The following is a 17,106-nucleotide window of genomic DNA, read 5'->3' on the forward strand; positions in this document are numbered from 1 at the left end:
GCGGACCCGGCCCCTCCCGTGTCACCGCCTCAGATGATCTGCCCGGCCGCCGGAGCGGATCCCGTGCCGCCGGTCGCGGTGCCGCTCTGCGTGGCGGTCGCGGGGCTGCTGACGGGAGCGCTCGCGGTGGTCGGGGTGGTACCGGGGCCGGTCGCGCTGTTGGAGGTCTCCGGGGTCGACGGCGGGGGCGGCTCCGACGTCGGCGACTCGGAGGGCGGCTCGGACGTGGGCGTCTGCGACGGCGGGTCGGTGGGCGGCTTGGACGACGCCGACGGCTTCGGCGACGTGGACGGCCCGGGCGACGTCGGCGGCTGCGTCTTCGTCGGCCCGCCCGAGGCGCTCGGTTCGCCGGAGCCGCTCGGGCGTCCGGGCCCGCTGCTGCCGCCCGCGCTGCCCGACGGCCGGGGCGTCTGGCTCGGCGTCGGGTCGTCGGAGGTGCCGAGGGTGCCGTCCGGGCCGGGGTCGGTCGGCCGGGCGGTCGCCTCGCCGGTGTCCGCGGAGCCGTTGCCGTCGTCCTTCGGCCGGTCGGCGCCCAGGCTGCCGTCGTCGACGCCCTGGCTGGCCGACGGGTTGACGCCGACCTGGTCGGAGGGCGTGCCCGCGTCGTTCTCGGAGGTGGCGCCCAGCGTCACCACCGTGCCGAGCACGGCGACGAGCAGCGCGCCCGCGCCGGCGGCCACCAGATTGCGCCGCGCGAGCCCCTTGATGCCGCCTCCCGCCTTGCGGGAGGGCCCGGGGGACGCGTCCCGGCGCACGACGAGCGTCGGGGACTGCGGGGACGGCTGGAGCGGCGGGAAGGGCGCGGGCACACCGGCCGGCGGCGACGCCGACTCCTCGTGCCGGGCTTCGGGCACCTCCTCGCCCGCGGTCGGGCCGAAGGCGGTGCCGAGTCCCGCGCCGACGGCCCCGGGCGCGGCCCCCGCGGCGGGCGTGCCCGCGCCGGTACCCAGGCCGGGTGTGTCCCCGGAGCGGTCCGCCACCAGGGCGAGGGCACGGCGGCCCGCGACGGCGCCGCGCTTGTCGGAGAGCGCGCCGCGCAGCCCGATGGACGCCTCCAGCTCGGCGCGGGCCCGGTCGAGCTGCCCCTCGCACAGCGCGAGGACGCCGAGTTCGTGGTGGAAGTAGGCCTGTTCGGCGACGTCACCGGCGAGCCGGGAGGCCTCGGCGCCGGAGCGCAGGGCACGTTCCCAGGCGCCCCAGTGCAGCCCGGCGGCGAACGCGGGGGCCGCGGTGCGGGCCAGCTGGACGGCGGGGCTCTCCTCGTCCTCCCCGGGCGGGGCCGTCGCCGGCACCAGCACGGCGAGGGCGGCCAGGACGGCGTCGGCCTCGGCGCAGACGCGCTCGGGGGTGACCGAGGGGTGACCGGCCCACCAGGCGTAGTGCCGGGCGGTGGCCGGGGCCTTGTCCCGTGCGTCGTCGGCGTATCCGGCGCTCTCCAGCTGGGCGAGCACCCCGGCGGCGAGCCGGTAGCGGGAGCCGACCGGCGAGACCAGTCCGCAGTCGGCCAGCTCGCCGAGTGCGGCGTCCGCGTGGGTGTCGCCGACCAGCGCGGGCAGGTGCGCCTGGTGCGGCACCTCGCCGCCGAGGGCGACGGCGAGCTGGAGGGCGGCGCGGGCGGAGGCGCTCAGCCGGGCGGCGAGCAGCGGCGCGGGCGCGGCGGCCTCACCGACGGACGGCAGCGGTACCTCGTCGCTCTCGGCGGCGTCGTAGGGCGCCTCGTCGGCCGGGCGGGCGTCGGTGAAGACGCCGAACTCGTCGACGGCGTCGGCGCCGGCCCGCAGCCGGTCGCGCCGGCGCAGCAGCGCACCGGCCTGCACGAAGCGCAGCGGCAGGCCCTCGGACTCGAACCAGAGGTCGCCTGCCCAGTTGGCCTCCTCGTCGGTGAGGGGCCGTCCGGCGGCGCGCTCCAGCAGCTCCACGCCGTCCGAGCGGTCCAGGCCGGTGAGGAAGACCTCCTCGACGGCGGAGCCGGCGGAGGGGGCGGGCACGTCCGGCGTCGCGGCGATGAGGAAGGCGCACTCGGGGGTGGCGTCCAGCAGTTCGTCGAGGGCGGTGCCGCCGAACTCCGCGTCGTCCAGGACGACGACCGCGCCGACCTCGCGGACGAGGCCGAGCAGTTCCTCCCGTTCCGGCCGGTGCAGGGGTGCGCGGTACACGGCGTGGAAGAGGTCGTACAGCAGGTCGTCGGCCGTGCGGCGGAAGCCGTTGAGGCGGACCACGCCGTCGGGCGCGAGGTCGGCGCAGTCCTCGGCGACGACGTCGAGGAGGCTGGTGCGGCCGGAGCCGGCGGGGCCGGTCAGGCGCACCGACCGGCCGCGGGCGAGCAGTCGGGCCAGGCGTTCGCGTTCGTCCTGACGGGCCAGCAGCCCGAGTGCGGGCCGCGCCGGTCCCGGGGGGACGGGCGGCCGTGCGGCGCGGTCCAGTTCGGCGCGTTCGGCCGCGGTGAGCTTCTCCGGCCGGCCGGGCCGCTCGGCGGGCGGGCAGACCTCGATCTCGCTGCCGTCGACGGGGTTGACGGTGAGCAGGAAGTCGCCGGAGACCAGCTGCACGGTGCGGGCGAGCGCGGGTGTGTGCTGTCCGAAGTCGGGTGTGAGGGGGTCCCTGGGCGGGCGCGGGCGCGGCGTGCTGCCGTCGTGGCCGTGCTCCTCGGGTCCCCGGTTGTTCGGGTCCATAGGTCCAAGCCCCCCAAAAGCGTCGTGTGCCGGGTCCCCGGTCGGGACCACCCCTCCCGGCCTTGCCGCACACCGCGCTGTCGCTTCTGGTCCGGGCCCGCCAGTGGGTTGCGATGCGGCGGGCAGCCAGACCCTAAACCTTCGCTCAGTATGTCCGACAGTCCGGGGTGCCGGCCCGTCCGAGACGTCACAGTCTCGTGAGGATTGCGCGCGTCGGGCGTTTCGCCGGACCGTGTCCCGCGGGTCCGCGGCCGCCGGGGCGCACCGGCTCCCGGGGCGTCACACCCTGGGCAGGGTCTCCACGCCGATGCCGCCCTCGATGGCCAGGATCCTGTGCAGCCGGGTGGCCACCAGCAGGCGCTGCATCTGCGGCGGTACGCCGCGCAGCACCAGGCGCCGGCCGCACCGCCCGGCCCGCCGGTGGGCCCCCATGATCACCCCGAGTCCGGTGGCGTCCCAGGAGTCCAGCTCTGACAGGTCCAGGACCAGGTCGCCGACACCGTCGTCGACGGCGGAGTGCAGGACCGTACGGGCGTCCGCCGCGCTGCGGACGTCGAGGCGGCCCCCGACGACCAGCTCGACGTGGTCGCCCCTGATGTGCATATGCGCTCCCCGGCGTGCGTCTCGTCTCGACGGTGTGTCTCACGGGGTGATCTCTCGTCCCGCGAGGTGGTCTCTCGGCGATATCAGGTCATGCAACCTCTGACTGACCGGAACGATCGGAGGTTGCCGCCTGTAAGCGAACCGATACCGAATTCACCCCGGCGTGTGATGTGGCCCGGGCCGGGGGTGGACTCGGTGCGGACTCAGTGCTTGTAGAAGCCCTGCCCGCTCTTGCGCCCGATGTCACCGGCGTCCACCATCCGGCGCATCAGCTCCGGCGGGGCGAACTTCTCGTCCTGGGACTCGGTGTAGATGTTGCTCGTGGCGTGCAGCAGGATGTCCACGCCGGTCAGGTCGGCGGTGGCCAGCGGCCCCATGGCGTGGCCGAAGCCCAGCTTGCAGGCGAGGTCGATGTCCTCGGCGGTGGCGACGCCCGACTCGTACAGCTTCGCGGCCTCGACGACGAGGGCGGAGATGAGGCGGGTGGTCACGAAGCCGGCGACGTCGCGGTTGACGACGATGCAGGTCTTGCCGGTGGACTCGGCGAACTCCCGGGCGGTGGCGAGCGTTTCGTCGCTGGTCTTGTAGCCGCGCACCAGTTCGCACAGCTGCATCATCGGGACCGGCGAGAAGAAGTGGGCGCCGACGACCCGCTCAGGGCGCTCGGTCACGGCCGCGATCTTGGTGATCGGGATGGCGGAGGTGTTGGACGCGAGGATCGCCTCGTCCTTCACCAGCTTGTCGAGGGCGCGGAAGATCTCGTGCTTGACTTCCAGCTTCTCGAAGACGGCCTCGACGACGACGTCCGCGTCGGCGGCGGCGTCCAGGTCGGTCGTCGCGGTGATGCGGGCGAGGGCCGCCTCGGCGTCCTCCGCGGCGAGCCTGCCCTTGGCGACGAACTTGTCGTACGAGGCCTTGATGCCGTCGGTCCCCCGCCGCAGCGCCTCGTCGGTCACGTCGCGCAGGACGACGTCCCAGCCGGCCTGCGCGGAGACCTGGGCGATGCCGGACCCCATGAGTCCGGCTCCGATGACGGCGAGCTTCCGTGCCACTGTGCGACTCCCCTGATACAGGCCGTTTGTGTCCTCTCGGCCGGAGATTAGCGGGCGTGAGCCGCTGTGTGACCGGTTAGTAACGCGCGTCACGTCTCAAATGACGGACGTCACACCGGGGGGTGCCATTCGGGTGTCAGTCCGCGCCTCGGACGGCGTAGTTGAGCACCCGGTCGCTCAACAGGTCCTCCATCTCGTCCAGCAGCACGAGGATGTCGCGGGACACTTCGGCGGGTTTCCCGCCGGCCATCAGACGGCGGCCGATGGTGGCCATCACCGTGCCGTGCAGCCAGCTGATCTGACCTGCCATCAGCGCGGGGACGGGGTCGTCGTCCGGTGCGCCGGTCTCCTCGCGAAGGGTGCGCTCGAGGTCGTCCTGCACCTCCTGGCCGATCGCCCAGAGCCGGGAACGCAGCGCGGGCGAGGAGTGGATGACCCCCATGAAGCGCGCGTATCCGTCCATGAGGCCGATCCGGGGCGAAACCGACTCGACCTCCTCGCGCAGTTCCCGCAGCACGGCCTGAGCCGCCGACTCCCCGTCACGCCGCCCGCGCACCCAGCGGGAGAGCCGGTCGACCACCCCCTTGGAGCGGTCGAGGAAGAGGTCCTCCTTGGCCGGGAAGTAGTTGTAGACGGTGTTGACGGAGACGTTCGCGGCGTCCGCGACCTCCGCGACCGTCACGGCCTCGAAGCCGCGTTCCAGGAACAGGCCCGTGGCGACATCCGAGATGTACTGCCGGGTCTGCCGCTTCTTCCGTTCCCTGAGTCCCTCGGCCATGTCCGCATCCTAGCTTCGCTGGGGCCGCCCAAAACTTGGGGTCATTGCAAAAATACAGTGCCTCTGTTTTTCTGGACGCATGGCAATCATCAGTACGGCCGGTCTGGCCCGTACCTTCGCGACGAAGCAGGGCCCGGTCGAGGCCGTGCGCGGCATCGACCTGACCGTCCGCGAGGGCGAGATCCTCGGCTTCCTGGGCCCCAACGGCGCCGGCAAGACCACGACCCTCCGGATGCTCACGACCCTGCTCGCCCCCACCGGCGGCGCGGCCACCGTCGCGGGCCACGACCTGGCGACCGACCCCGCCGGAGTGCGCCGGGCCTGCGGATACGTGGCGCAGTCGGGCGGCGTGGACCCGCAGATCACCGTGCGGGAGGAGCTGGTCACCCAGGGGCGCCTGTACCGCCTGCCGAAGGCGCGGGCGGCCGAGCGCGCCGAGGAGCTGGCCCGCGACCTGGACCTCGGCGGGCTGCTCGACCGCAAGTGCGGTGCGCTCTCCGGGGGGCAGCGGCGCCGGCTGGACATCGCGATGGCGCTCACCCACGGCCCGGAGGTGCTCTTCCTGGACGAGCCGACGACCGGCCTGGACCCCGGCAGCCGCGCCGACCTGTGGCACCTGGTGCGCCGGCTGCGCGACGAGCACGGCACCACGGTCTTCCTGACCACCCACTACCTCGACGAGGCCGACGCGCTCTCCGACCGCCTGGTCGTCGTCGACCGGGGCGTGGTGGCGGCCGAGGGCACCCCCACCGCCCTGAAGCTGGAGTACGGCGGCTCGCTCGACGCCTCGCTCCAGGACACCTTCCTCGCCATCACCGGCCGCGGCGCCGCACCCGCGGACGCCGCCCCCGTAGCCGTATAGAACTCCGAGGATCCGAGGACCCCCGATGCTGCTCCACGACACCGGCCTCATCTACGGCCGCTATCTGCGCCAGTCCCTGCGCTCCCGCTTCGCGCTGCTGTTCGGCGTCCTGATGCCGCTGCTGTACCTGCTCTTCTTCGGCCCGCTGCTGACCGACCTGCCGCTCGGCGGACAGGGCAGCTCATGGCAGGTGCTCGTGCCCGGCCTGCTGCTCCAACTCGGACTGTTCGGCGCCTCCTTCGCCGGTTTCTCGGTCATCATCGAGAACGGCCAGGGCGTCGTCGAGCGTATGCGCGTCACCCCCGTCAGCCGCCTCGCGCTGCTGCTGGGCCGGGTACTGCGGGACGCCACGGTGTTCGCCTTCCAGGCGGTGCTGCTGGTGCTGGCGGCGGTGGTGATGGGCCTGCGGGCGCCGCTGCCCGGCATCCTGATCGGCTTCGCGTTCGTCGCCCTGCTCACGGTCTCGCTGGCCTCGCTGTCGTACGCGCTGGCGATGAAGGTGCGTACCCCGCAGGAGTTCGGGCCCACGATCAACGCGCTCACCATGCCGTCGATGCTGCTGTCCGGCCTGATGCTCCCGATGACGCTGGGGCCGCGGTGGCTGGACGTGCTGTCGCACCTCATGCCGTTCCGCTATCTGGTCGACGCGGTCCGGGACGCCTACGTCGGCAGCTACGCGACGGCGCACATGCTGTACGGCGCCCTCGTCGCCGTCGCCTTCACCGCGCTGGCCGTGACGGTGGGCACACGCGTCTTCCGGACCGCCGGAGCGTAACTACGCTGGCCCCATGGTCAACCTGACGCGCATCTACACCCGGACCGGAGACCAGGGCACCACCGCCCTCGGTGACATGAGCCGGGTCCCCAAGACCGACCTCCGGATCTCCGCGTACGCCGACGCCAACGAGGCGAACGCGGTGATCGGCACGGTGATCGCCCTCGGCGGCCTGCACGAGGAGGTCGTCAAGGTCCTCGTCCGCGTCCAGAACGACCTGTTCGACGTGGGCGCGGACCTGTCGACGCCGGTGGTGGAGAACCCGGAGTACCCGCCCCTGCGGGTCGAGCAGTTCTACGTCGACAGGCTGGAGGCGGACTGCGACCGCTTCCTGGCCGAGGTGGAGAAGCTGCGGTCCTTCATCCTCCCCGGCGGCACGCCCGGCGCGGCCCTGCTGCACCAGGCGTGCACGGTGGTCCGGCGGGCCGAACGCTCGACGTGGGCGGCGCTGGAGGTCCACGGCGAGACGATGAACCCGCTCACCGCGACCTACCTGAACCGCCTGTCGGACCTGCTGTTCATCCTGGCCCGCACCGCCAACAAGGAGGTGGGGGACGTGCTGTGGGTGCCGGGCGGGGAACGCTAGACGCTCCGCTGGGTGTGCCGGGGACCGGTGCCGTCGTTCGTCCGCGGCTCCGTCGTGGCGGGTCGCGCAGTTCCCCGCGCCCCTTCGGGGGCGCCCTTGCCTGCCCCGGTCACCGACGTGCCCGCCGGGGCCTTCTTCGGCCAGATCGCGTAGGTCAGCGCGATCAGGCCGTGGATGCCCACCACCCTGATCGCCGCCCACTGGAAGGCCCTCAGGGACGAGACGTCGCCCTCGTCGCCGACGTACCAGACCGCGCCCTGGAGGAGCGCGCACGCCACGGCCGCGCCCAGCAGGGTGCGCAGCCACAGCCGGCCCTCGTGGGCGGCCCGGGCCCTGCCGTGGCGCGGGGGCTTCACCGGGGGCGGGCCTCCGCCCAGGCGGTGGGCGGCGTGGCCGTCGAGCCAGCGGATCGTGTAGTGGCCGTACGCCACGGTGTAGCCGATGTACAGCGCGGCCAGACCGTGCTCCCAGCCCGGCTCGGCGCCGCTCCTCAGGTCGACCGCCGTGACGGCGAACAGCACCAGTTCGAGGAGCGGCTCGCACAGCAGCAGGACCACACCGGTGCGGCGCCACTTCAGCAGGTAGCGGGCGGCCAGCCCGAGCGCCAGCAGCACCCAGAAGCCGACCTCGCAGGCGATGATCAACGCGACGACCACGACGCACTCCCTTCGTTCACCCTTCCAGGCTCCCGTGGGAATCCGCCGCCTTCGTCGTCGCCGGTGACGAACCCGCGGTACATCGAAAGATGCAGTGCCGGACCCTTCCCGGGCATCAGGCGGGCGGGGCGCGGGCCGTGTTGGATGGTGGCATGGCCGTACGACTCCCCCGCCCGCGCCGCTTCGACGTGTACGCCGCGTCGGCCGGTCTGCTCGGCGGGCTGCTGCTGTGGGGCATCGGCCTGGGCGTCCGGCCGGCCGACGAGCCGATCGTGCTGTTCGACGGCCGCTGGCCGCTGCTGGTCCCGCTCGCCGTCACGGCGGGCTGCGAGCTGCTGCGCCGGGCCGCGCCGCGCACCGGCCTGCTGATCGGCACGGCCGCGCTGGTCGCCGACACGCTCACGCAGGGCAGCCTGGTCACGGTGATCATGTACACCGACCTGATGTACGCCGCCGTGCTCTACGGCCCGCCCGCCTCGGCCCGCCGCATCCCGTGGATCACCGGGCTGCTCACGGTGGCCGGCACGATCGTGCCGTTCGCGCTGTGGCGAGTGCCCGAGGCGCTGCTGATCGGCGTCGCCGTCGGCATCGTGTCGTTCGCGCCCGCGTCCACCGGCCTGATCGTGCGCAACCACCGCGAGGCCGCCGACGCGGCCCGGCTGCGCGCCGAGCAGACCGCGCTGCTGGCCGAGATGGACCGCGTCCAGGCGGTGACCGCGGAACGCTCGCGGATGGCCCGCGAGTTGCACGACATGGTCGCCAACCACCTCTCCGCGATCGCCATCCACTCCACGGCCGCCCTGTCCCTGGACGACCCGGCGACCACCCGGCAGGCGCTGGGAGTGATCCGGGAGAACAGCGTCGAGGGGCTGGCCGAGATGCGGCGGCTGATCGGCATCCTGCGGGACACCGGCGGCGACACCGGGCCGGCCGCCGCGCCCACCCTCGACGGCCTCGGCGCCCTGGTCGACGGGGCCCGCGCCAACGGCCTCGACGTCACCCTGGAGGCGGCGCCCGGCGACGGAGTCCCGGCGCCGGTGGAGCTGGCCGCGTACCGCATCGTGCAGGAGTCGCTGACGAACGCCCTCAAGCACGCGTCGAAGGGACCGGTCGGGGTGGCCGTCACCCGCGACGGGCACCTTCTGCGGGTCCGGGTCACCAGCCCGTACGGTGACCGGGACGCCCCGCGCGCCCCCGGCTCGGGCGCCGGTCTGGTCGGCATGCGGGAGCGGACCGCGCTGCTGCACGGCACGTTCGAGGCCGGACCCGAGACGGCGGACGGCACGAAGGTCTGGGCCGTCCGCGCCACCCTGCCCCTGACCGAAGGAGACCCCGCATGATCCGCGTCCTCGTCGCCGAGGACCAGTCCGCCGTCCGCGCGGGACTGGTGCTGATCCTGGGCAGCGCCCCGGACATCGAGGTGGTCGGCGAGGCTGCGGACGGGGAGCGGGCGGTGGAACTGGCCCGGGAGCTGCGCCCCGACGTGGTCCTGATGGACGTGCAGATGCCCCGCCTCGACGGGGTGTCGGCGACCCGGCGGGTGGTCGGCGAGGGGCTGGCCGACGTGCTCGTGCTGACCACGTTCGACCTCGACGAGTACGTCTTCGGGGCGCTCAGGGCGGGCGCCGCCGGGTTCCTGCTGAAGAACACCGAGGCGAGGGATCTGATCACCGCCGTGCGCACGGTGGCGGGCGGCGAGGGGATCGTCGCCCCGGCCGTCACCCGGCGCCTGATCGCCGAGTTCGCGGCGCGGCCGGTCCGGGAGGCCACCGTCGACCCGGCCGTCCTCGACAGCCTGACCCGTAGGGAGCGGGAGGTCCTGTCCTGTCTCGGCGAGGGGCTGTCCAACGCCGCGATCGCCGGGCGCCTGGAGATGGCCGAGGCCACGGTGAAGACGCACGTCAGCCGTCTGCTGGGGAAGCTGGAGCTGCGCAGCCGGGTGCAAGCGGCCGTGCTGGCTCAGGAGTTGGGGATCTAGCCACCTTGGCGAGCACTGGTCCAGACCTATTGACCTCTGGTCCAGACCTTTCTATTCTCGCGGCACTGCGGGCATGAGGCTCAGTCATGCCCACAACAACATCCCCACATAAGGAGGCGCAGCATGCGCTTCAGACACAGAGCCGCGGCCCTGGCCGCGACCCTGGCCCTGCCCTTCGCCGGACTGGTCGGGCTCGCGAGCCCCGCCCAGGCGGCCACATGGGGGTCCCCCCGCTCGAGCGCAGTCGAGAGTGGGGGAGCCACGGCCACCTTCACCAAGACCTCGGACTGGGGCACGGGCTTCGGCGGCAGCTGGACCGTGAAGAACACCGGCACCACGACCATCAACTCCTGGACCGTCGAGTGGGACTTCCCCTCGGGCACCAAGGTCACCTCCGCCTGGGACGCCACCGTCACCAACTCCGGTGACCACTGGACGGCCAAGAACGTCGGCTGGAACGGCACCCTCGCCCCCGGGGCGTCCGTCTCGTTCGGCTTCAACGGCACCGGCTCCGGCTCCCCGTCCGGCTGCAAGCTCAACGGCGGCAGCTGCGACGGCACCTCCGTCCCGGGCGACGCGGCCCCCTCCGCGCCGGGCACCCCGACCGCCTCCGGCATCACCGACACCTCGGTGAAGCTGTCCTGGGCCGCGGCGACCGACGACAAGGGCGTCAAGAACTACGACGTCCTGCGCGACGGCGCCAAGGTCGCCACGGTGACCGGCACCACCTACACGGACACCGGCCTCACCAAGGGCACCGACTACTCGTACACCGTCCAGGCCCGCGACACCGCCGACCAGACCGGCCCGGCCAGCGGTGCCGTCAAGATCCGCACCACCGGCGGGGGCGACGGCGGCAACCCGGGCGGCGGCGACGAGGTCAAGCTCGGCTACTTCACCAACTGGGGCGTCTACGGGCGCAACTACCACGTGAAGAACCTGGTCACCTCCGGCTCCGCCGAGAAGATCACGCACATCAACTACGCCTTCGGCAACGTCCAGGGCGGCAAGTGCACCATCGGCGACGCCTACGCCGACTACGACAAGGCGTACACCGCCGACCAGTCCGTCGACGGCGTCGCCGACACCTGGGACCAGCCGCTGCGCGGCAACTTCAACCAGCTGCGCAAGCTGAAGGCCAAGTACCCGCACATCAAGGTCATCTGGTCCTTCGGCGGCTGGACCTGGTCCGGCGGCTTCCCCGACGCGGTCAAGAACCCGGCCGCCTTCGCCAAGTCCTGCCACGACCTGGTCGAGGACCCGCGCTGGGCCGACGTCTTCGACGGCATCGACCTGGACTGGGAGTACCCGAACGCCTGCGGCCTCAGCTGCGACACGACCAGCACCAAGAACGCCTTCAGCTCCATGATGAAGGCGATGCGGGCCGAGTTCGGCAACGACCTGGTCACCGCGGCCGTCACCGCCGACGCCTCCGCCGGCGGCAAGATCGAGGCCGCCGACTACGGCACGGCCGCGCAGTACATCAACTGGTACAACGTGATGACGTACGACTTCTTCGGCGCCTGGGAGAAGAACGGCCCGACCGCTCCCCACTCGCCGCTGACCTCGTACGCCGGCATCCCGCAGCAGGGCTTCAACTCCGCCGAGGCGATCGCGAAGTTCAAGGCGACGGGCGTGCCGGCCGCCAAGCTGCTGCTCGGCATCGGCTTCTACGGCCGCGGCTGGACCGGCGTCACACAGGCGGCGCCCGGCGGCACCGCGACCGGCCCGGCGGCCGGTACGTACGAGGCGGGCATCGAGGACTACAAGGTCCTCAAGAACAGCTGCCCGGCCACCGGCACCATCGCCGGCACCGCGTACGCGCACTGCGGCACCAACTGGTGGTCCTACGACACCCCGGCGACCGTGAAGTCCAAGATGGACTGGGCCGAGAACCAGGGCCTGGGCGGCGCCTTCTTCTGGGAGTTCAGCGGCGACACCGCGAACGGCGAGCTGGTGAGCGCCATCGACAGCGGCCTGAAGTAACTCTCACGGGCCTGCGGGCCTAAGCGACATTGACGCTCCCCCAGACTTCGTCCGGGGGGACCCCCACCCAGCGAGTGAATGTGGCTACGCCACATTCACTCGCTGTCCGGGCGGGGCTGCTTCCAGCCACGCGAGGAATCCGGTCAGTGCGTCTTCGCTCATCGCCAGTTCGAGCCGGGTGCCCCGGTGCAGACAGGCCAGGACGACGGCGTCGGAGAGCAACGCCAGCTCCTCCTCCCCGTCCGGGAGACGGCGGCCGGCCACCTCGATCGCGGAACGCTCCAGGACCCGCCGCGGCCGGGGAGAGTACGAGAAGACGCGATACCACTCGACCCGGTCGCCGTTGTAGCGGGCCACCCCGTAGGCCCAGCCCTTGCCGCCGCCGTCGCCCTCCTCGGGCGCGTCCCAGCGCAGGGAACAGTCGAAGGTGCCGCCGGAACGCTGGATCAGTCTGCGGCGCAGACCGAAGACGAACAGTCCGACCACCACCAGGGCGACGACAATTCCGCACACGGTCAGAGCGAGGACCATCGGCACCGACCTCCTCGTCTCCTAGGTAACGGAACGGAAAAATCACCCTGATCTGCCTCAGCCGCGGCCGGGTCCGGATCGCTCCGGTCCCAGCCGCGGCTGAGTGACGTCATAGCACAGCGCCGTGGGTCAGCGCCCCGCCGCCGCGCGCAGTCGGACGTCCGCGCGGCGCTCGGCGTGGGCGTCGCCCTCCGCCTTCGCGCGCTCGAGCTCCCGCTCCGCGCGCTGGACGTCGATCTCGTCCGACAGCTCGGCGATCTCGGCCAGCAGCGACAGCTTGTTGTCGGCGAACGAGATGAAACCGCCGTGCACCGCGGCGACGACCGTCCCACCATCACTCGTACGGATGGTCACCGGGCCCGACTCCAGCACACCGAGCAGCGGCTGGTGACCGGGCATGACGCCGATGTCGCCGGACGTGGTGCGCGCGACGACCAGGGTGGCCTCGCCGGACCAGACCTCTCGGTCGGCCGCGACCAGCGCGACGTGCAGCTCAGCAGCCAAGGTGGCTCCTCGGGTCACCACCCGGCGGGAGAGCCGGGTGTTGGTTACAAGTCTAAGGGGCGTGCCGGAGGGGGCGGGACGTGCCCGCCCCCTCCGGTGTGAGCCCTGGGGCTCACGATGAGCACGAGGCTCAGGAGACGCCCAGCTCCTTGGCGTTGTTCTTCAGGTCCTCGATGCCACCGCACATGAAGAACGCCTGCTCCGGGAAGTGGTCGTACTCGCCGTCGCAGATCGCGTTGAACGCGGCGATCGACTCGTCCAGCGGCACGTCCGAACCGTCCACGCCGGTGAACTGCTTGGCGACGTGGGTGTTCTGGGACAGGAAGCGCTCCACGCGACGGGCACGGTGGACGACGAGCTTGTCCTCCTCGCCGAGCTCGTCGATACCGAGGATCGCGATGATGTCCTGCAGGTCCTTGTACTTCTGCAGGATGTTCTTCACGCGCATCGCGGCCTGATAGTGGTCCGCCGCGATGTACCGCGGGTCGAGGATGCGGGACGTCGAGTCCAGCGGGTCCACGGCCGGGTAGATGCCCTTCTCGGAGATCGGACGGGACAGAACCGTCGTCGCGTCGAGGTGGGCGAAGGTGGTGGCCGGGGCCGGGTCGGTCAGGTCGTCCGCGGGGACGTAGATCGCCTGCATCGAGGTGATCGAGTGACCACGGGTCGAGGTGATGCGCTCCTGGAGGAGACCCATCTCGTCGGCCAGGTTCGGCTGGTAGCCCACCGCGGAGGGCATACGGCCGAGCAGGGTCGACACCTCGGAACCCGCCTGGGTGAAGCGGAAGATGTTGTCGATGAAGAACAGCACGTCCTGCTTCTGGACGTCGCGGAAGTACTCGGCCATGGTCAGGCCGGCCAGCGCGACGCGCAGACGGGTGCCCGGCGGCTCGTCCATCTGACCGAAGACCAGCGCGGTCTTGTCGATGACGCCGGACTCGCTCATCTCGTCGATGAGGTCGTTGCCCTCACGGGTGCGCTCACCGACACCGGCGAACACGGAGACACCGTCGTGGTTGTTGGCGACGCGGTAGATCATCTCCTGGATGAGCACCGTCTTGCCGACGCCGGCGCCGCCGAACAGACCGATCTTGCCGCCCTTGACGTACGGGGTCAGCAGGTCGATGACCTTGACGCCGGTCTCGAACATCTCGGTCTTCGACTCGAGCTCGTCGAAGTTGGGCGCCTTGCGGTGGATCGGCCAGCGCTCACCGGTGTAGGTCTCGTCGACGTTCAGCACCTCACCGAGGGTGTTGAACACCTTGCCCTTGGTGAAGTCGCCGACGGGGACGGAGATGGCCGAGCCCGTGTCGGTCACGGGGGCCTGGCGGACCAGACCGTCGGTGGGCTGCATCGAGATGGTGCGGACCAGGCCGTCACCCAGGTGCTGGGCGACCTCCAGGGTCAGCGTCTTGAGTTCACCCGCCTGCGCCGGGTCGGCGACCTCGACGTGGAGGGCGTTGTAGATCTCCGGCATCGCGTCGACGGGGAACTCCACGTCGACGACCGGGCCGATGACCCGCGCGACGCGGCCGGTGGCCACGCCCGACGCAGCGGTCGGCTCAACAGTGGTGGTCATTAGTTGTCACTCCCCGCGGTCGCGTCGGCCAGTGCGCTCGCGCCACCGACGATCTCGCTGATTTCCTGGGTGATTTCGGCCTGGCGGGCCGCGTTGGCAAGACGGGAGAGCGTGTTGATCAGCTCGCCCGCGTTGTCGGTGGCCGACTTCATCGCGCGCCGCGTGGCGGCGTGCTTGGAAGCGGCCGACTGAAGCAGCGCGTTGTAGATGCGGCTCTCGACGTAGCGCGGCAGCAGGGCGTCGAGGACGTCCTCCGCCGACGGCTCGAAGTCGTACAGCGGAAGGATCTCGTCCTTCGCCGTCGACTCCTGCGCGACCTCTTCGAGGCGCAGCGGAAGCAGCCGGGAGTCGACCGCCGTCTGCGTCATCATCGAGACGAACTCGGTGTAGACGATGTGGAGCTCGTCCACGCCGCCCTCGGCCGTCGCCTTCTCGATGGTCTCGATCAGCGGCGCCGCGACCTTCTTGGCGTCCGCGTACGTCGGCTCGTCGGTGAAGCCCGTGAACGACTCCGTGACCTTGCGCTCACGGAAGTTGTAGTGGGCGAGACCGCGCCGGCCGACGATGTACGTGTCGACCTGCTTGCCGTCGCGCTCGAGGCGCTCGGTCAGCTGCTCCGCCGCCTTGATGGCGTTGGAGTTGAAGGCGCCGGCCAGACCGCGGTCGCTCGTGAGGAGCAGGACCGCGGCACGGGTCGGGTTGTCCGCCTCCGTGGTCAGCGGGTGCTTCGTGTTCGACCCGGTACCGACCGCCGTGACCGCGCGGGTCAGTTCCTGCGCGTACGGCGTGGAGGCCGCCACCTTGCGCTGCGCCTTGACGACGCGCGAGGCGGCGATCATCTCCATCGCCTTGGTGATCTTCTTGGTCGCGGTGACGGATCGGATGCGACGCTTGTAGACCCGGAGCTGGGCTCCCATGAGTCAGGTCCCTTCCTTACGTCACTTGGCGGTGGACGGGGCGTCCTCGCCGAGCAGCTTGCCGTCCGAGGTCTCGAACTGCTTCTTGAACGACGTGATCGCCTCGGCGACGGCCTGCAGGGTGTCGTCGGACATCTTGCCGCCCTCGCGGATGGAGGTCATGAGGCCCTGCTCCTGGCGGTGCAGGTACTCCAGCAGCTCCTTCTCGAAGCGGCGGATGTCGGCGACGGGCACCTCGTCCATCTTGCCGGTGGTGCCGGCCCAGACGGAGACGACCTGGTCCTCGGTGGACATCGGCTGGTACTGGTCCTGCTTCAGCAGCTCGACCATGCGCTGACCGCGCTCCAGCTGCGACTTCGACGCGGCGTCCAGGTCGGAGCCGAAGGCGGCGAACGCCTCGAGCTCACGGAACTGGGCGAGGTCCACGCGCAGTCGGCCGGAGACCTGCTTCATGGCCTTGTGCTGGGCGGAGCCACCGACGCGGGAGACCGAGATACCGACGTTCAGGGCCGGACGCTGGCCGGCGTTGAACAGGTCGGACTCCAGGAAGCACTGGCCGTCGGTGATGGAGATGACGTTGGTCGGGATGAACGCCGACACGTCGTTGGCCTTGGTCTCGACGATCGGCAGACCCGTCATGGAACCGGCGCCCATGTCGTCGGAGAGCTTGGCGCAGCGCTCCAGCAGACGGGAGTGCAGGTAGAAGACGTCGCCCGGGTAGGCCTCGCGGCCCGGCGGGCGGCGCAGCAGCAGCGACACGGCGCGGTAGGCGTCGGCCTGCTTCGACAGGTCGTCGAAGATGATCAGGACGTGCTTGCCCTCGTACATCCACTGCTGGCCGATGGCCGAGCCGGTGTACGGCGCCAGGTACTTGAAGCCGGCCGGGTCGGACGCCGGGGCGGCCACAATGGTCGTGTACTCCAGCGCGCCGTTCTCCTCCAGCGCGCGGCGGACCGACGCGATGGTGGAGCCCTTCTGGCCGATGGCGACGTAGATGCAGCGGACCTGCTTGTTCGGGTCGCCGGTGCGCCAGTTGTCGCGCTGGTTGATGATCGTGTCGACGGCCAGGGCGGTCTTGCCGGTCTGGCGGTCGCCGATGATCAGCTGACGCTGACCGCGGCCGATCGGGGTCATGGCGTCGACGGCCTTGTAGCCCGTCTCCATCGGCTCGTGCACCGACTTGCGCTGCATGACCGTGGGTGCCTGCAGTTCGAGGGCGCGGCGACCGCTGGTCTCGATCTCGCCGAGGCCGTCGATCGGGTTGCCGAGGGGGTCGACCACGCGGCCGAGGTAGCCCTCGCCCACGGCGACCGACAGGACCTCGCCGGTGCGGGTGACCGGCTGGCCCTCCTCGATACCGCTGAACTCACCGAGGATGACGCAACCGATCTCGCGCTCCTCCAGGTTGAGGGCGAGGCCGAGGGTGCCGTCCTCGAACTTCAGCAGTTCGTTGGCCATGGCCGAGGGAAGACCCTCGACCTTCGCGATGCCGTCGCCGGCAAGGGTGACCGTACCGACCTCCTCGCGCGAGGCCGCGTCCGGCTTGTACGACTGGACGAAGTTCTCCAGTGCGTCCCGGATCTCCTCCGGCCGGATCGTGAGCTCCGCCATCTGAGTTCCCTGCTCT

16 protein-coding genes are annotated in these 17,106 nt (G+C 71.5%); 6 read left to right on the forward strand and 10 right to left on the reverse strand.

From position 1 onward, the window contains the following. Positions 1-29: 29 nt before the first annotated feature. The 4 genes from IEZ05_RS04145 to IEZ05_RS04160 all read right to left on the reverse strand — a co-directional run bounded on the left by IEZ05_RS04145 (position 30) and on the right by IEZ05_RS04160 (position 5,105). Positions 30-2,672 carry an ATP-binding protein gene (locus tag IEZ05_RS04145; RefSeq protein WP_189228621.1) on the reverse strand — a complete coding sequence of 881 codons (2,643 nt, stop codon included), beginning with the start codon at positions 2,670-2,672 and terminating at the stop codon, positions 30-32. A gap of 279 nt (positions 2,673-2,951) precedes the next feature. Further along, positions 2,952-3,275 carry an STAS domain-containing protein gene (locus IEZ05_RS04150; RefSeq protein ID WP_003973611.1) on the reverse strand — a complete coding sequence of 108 codons (324 nt, stop codon included), beginning with the start codon at positions 3,273-3,275 and terminating at the stop codon, positions 2,952-2,954. 203 nt (positions 3,276-3,478) lie between these two features. Further along, on the reverse strand, positions 3,479-4,327 hold the full coding sequence (locus IEZ05_RS04155; protein ID WP_189228622.1) for a 3-hydroxyacyl-CoA dehydrogenase family protein: 849 nt from the start codon (positions 4,325-4,327) through the stop codon (positions 3,479-3,481). 136 nt (positions 4,328-4,463) lie between these two features. Further along, a complete protein-coding gene (locus tag IEZ05_RS04160; protein WP_189228623.1) occupies positions 4,464-5,105 on the reverse strand; it encodes a TetR/AcrR family transcriptional regulator in 642 nt (213 codons plus the stop codon). Positions 5,106-5,184: 79 nt separating this feature from the next. On the opposite strand from IEZ05_RS04160, the gene IEZ05_RS04165 reads away from it, so the two are divergent. Genes IEZ05_RS04165 through IEZ05_RS04175 form a run of 3 tightly spaced genes read left to right on the forward strand, consistent with a single transcriptional unit; the run spans position 5,185 to position 7,328 of the window. Beyond that, a complete protein-coding gene (locus tag IEZ05_RS04165; RefSeq protein WP_189228624.1) occupies positions 5,185-5,967 on the forward strand; it encodes an ABC transporter ATP-binding protein in 783 nt (260 codons plus the stop codon). A 25-nt stretch (positions 5,968-5,992) separates the two neighbouring features. Beyond that, entirely contained in the window at positions 5,993-6,742 is a 750-nt protein-coding gene (locus IEZ05_RS04170; RefSeq protein ID WP_189228625.1) for an ABC transporter permease, read from the forward strand. A 13-nt stretch (positions 6,743-6,755) separates the two neighbouring features. After that, a complete protein-coding gene (locus IEZ05_RS04175) occupies positions 6,756-7,328 on the forward strand; it encodes a cob(I)yrinic acid a,c-diamide adenosyltransferase (protein WP_189228626.1) in 573 nt (190 codons plus the stop codon). On the opposite strand, the gene IEZ05_RS04180 is transcribed toward IEZ05_RS04175, so the two are convergent. Next, a complete protein-coding gene (locus IEZ05_RS04180) occupies positions 7,325-7,984 on the reverse strand; it encodes a hypothetical protein (RefSeq protein ID WP_189228627.1) in 660 nt (219 codons plus the stop codon). The two genes, IEZ05_RS04175 and IEZ05_RS04180, sit on opposite strands and share 4 nt — an antisense overlap. 152 nt (positions 7,985-8,136) lie before the next feature. Between IEZ05_RS04180 and IEZ05_RS04185 the strand changes: the two genes are divergently transcribed. The 3 genes from IEZ05_RS04185 to IEZ05_RS04195 all read left to right on the forward strand — a co-directional run bounded on the left by IEZ05_RS04185 (position 8,137) and on the right by IEZ05_RS04195 (position 11,948). Further along, complete coding sequence (locus tag IEZ05_RS04185) at positions 8,137-9,324, forward strand: sensor histidine kinase (protein ID WP_189228628.1); 1,188 nt, start codon at positions 8,137-8,139, stop codon at positions 9,322-9,324. Continuing rightward, positions 9,321-9,962, forward strand: coding sequence for a response regulator (locus IEZ05_RS04190; protein ID WP_189228629.1), 642 nt, complete (start codon positions 9,321-9,323; stop codon positions 9,960-9,962). The genes IEZ05_RS04185 and IEZ05_RS04190 overlap by 4 nt, the downstream gene beginning before the upstream one ends. Positions 9,963-10,085: 123 nt before the next feature. Continuing rightward, entirely contained in the window at positions 10,086-11,948 is a 1,863-nt protein-coding gene (locus IEZ05_RS04195; RefSeq protein WP_189228630.1) for a glycoside hydrolase family 18 chitinase, read from the forward strand. Positions 11,949-12,032: 84 nt separating this feature from the next. On the opposite strand, the gene IEZ05_RS04200 is transcribed toward IEZ05_RS04195, so the two are convergent. The 5 genes from IEZ05_RS04200 to atpA all read right to left on the reverse strand — a co-directional run bounded on the left by IEZ05_RS04200 (position 12,033) and on the right by atpA (position 17,090). Continuing rightward, positions 12,033-12,479, reverse strand: coding sequence for a DUF2550 domain-containing protein (locus IEZ05_RS04200; RefSeq protein WP_189228631.1), 447 nt, complete (start codon positions 12,477-12,479; stop codon positions 12,033-12,035). A 129-nt stretch (positions 12,480-12,608) separates the two neighbouring features. After that, the gene (locus tag IEZ05_RS04205) at positions 12,609-12,983 is read right to left on the reverse strand and encodes a F0F1 ATP synthase subunit epsilon (protein ID WP_019326852.1); all 375 of its coding nucleotides are present in this window, start codon (positions 12,981-12,983) and stop codon (positions 12,609-12,611) included. A 130-nt stretch (positions 12,984-13,113) separates the two neighbouring features. Beyond that, on the reverse strand, positions 13,114-14,562 hold the full coding sequence (gene atpD / locus IEZ05_RS04210) for a F0F1 ATP synthase subunit beta (RefSeq protein ID WP_189228632.1): 1,449 nt from the start codon (positions 14,560-14,562) through the stop codon (positions 13,114-13,116). Beyond that, a complete protein-coding gene (locus tag IEZ05_RS04215) occupies positions 14,562-15,479 on the reverse strand; it encodes a F0F1 ATP synthase subunit gamma (RefSeq protein WP_189228633.1) in 918 nt (305 codons plus the stop codon). The genes atpD and IEZ05_RS04215 overlap by 1 nt, the downstream gene beginning before the upstream one ends. A gap of 21 nt (positions 15,480-15,500) precedes the next feature. After that, entirely contained in the window at positions 15,501-17,090 is a 1,590-nt protein-coding gene (gene atpA, locus IEZ05_RS04220; RefSeq protein WP_189228634.1) for a F0F1 ATP synthase subunit alpha, read from the reverse strand. Positions 17,091-17,106 lie beyond the last annotated feature (16 nt).

Source organism: Streptomyces flaveolus (assembly GCF_014648815.1).
Classification (GTDB): domain Bacteria; phylum Actinomycetota; class Actinomycetes; order Streptomycetales; family Streptomycetaceae; genus Streptomyces; species Streptomyces flaveolus.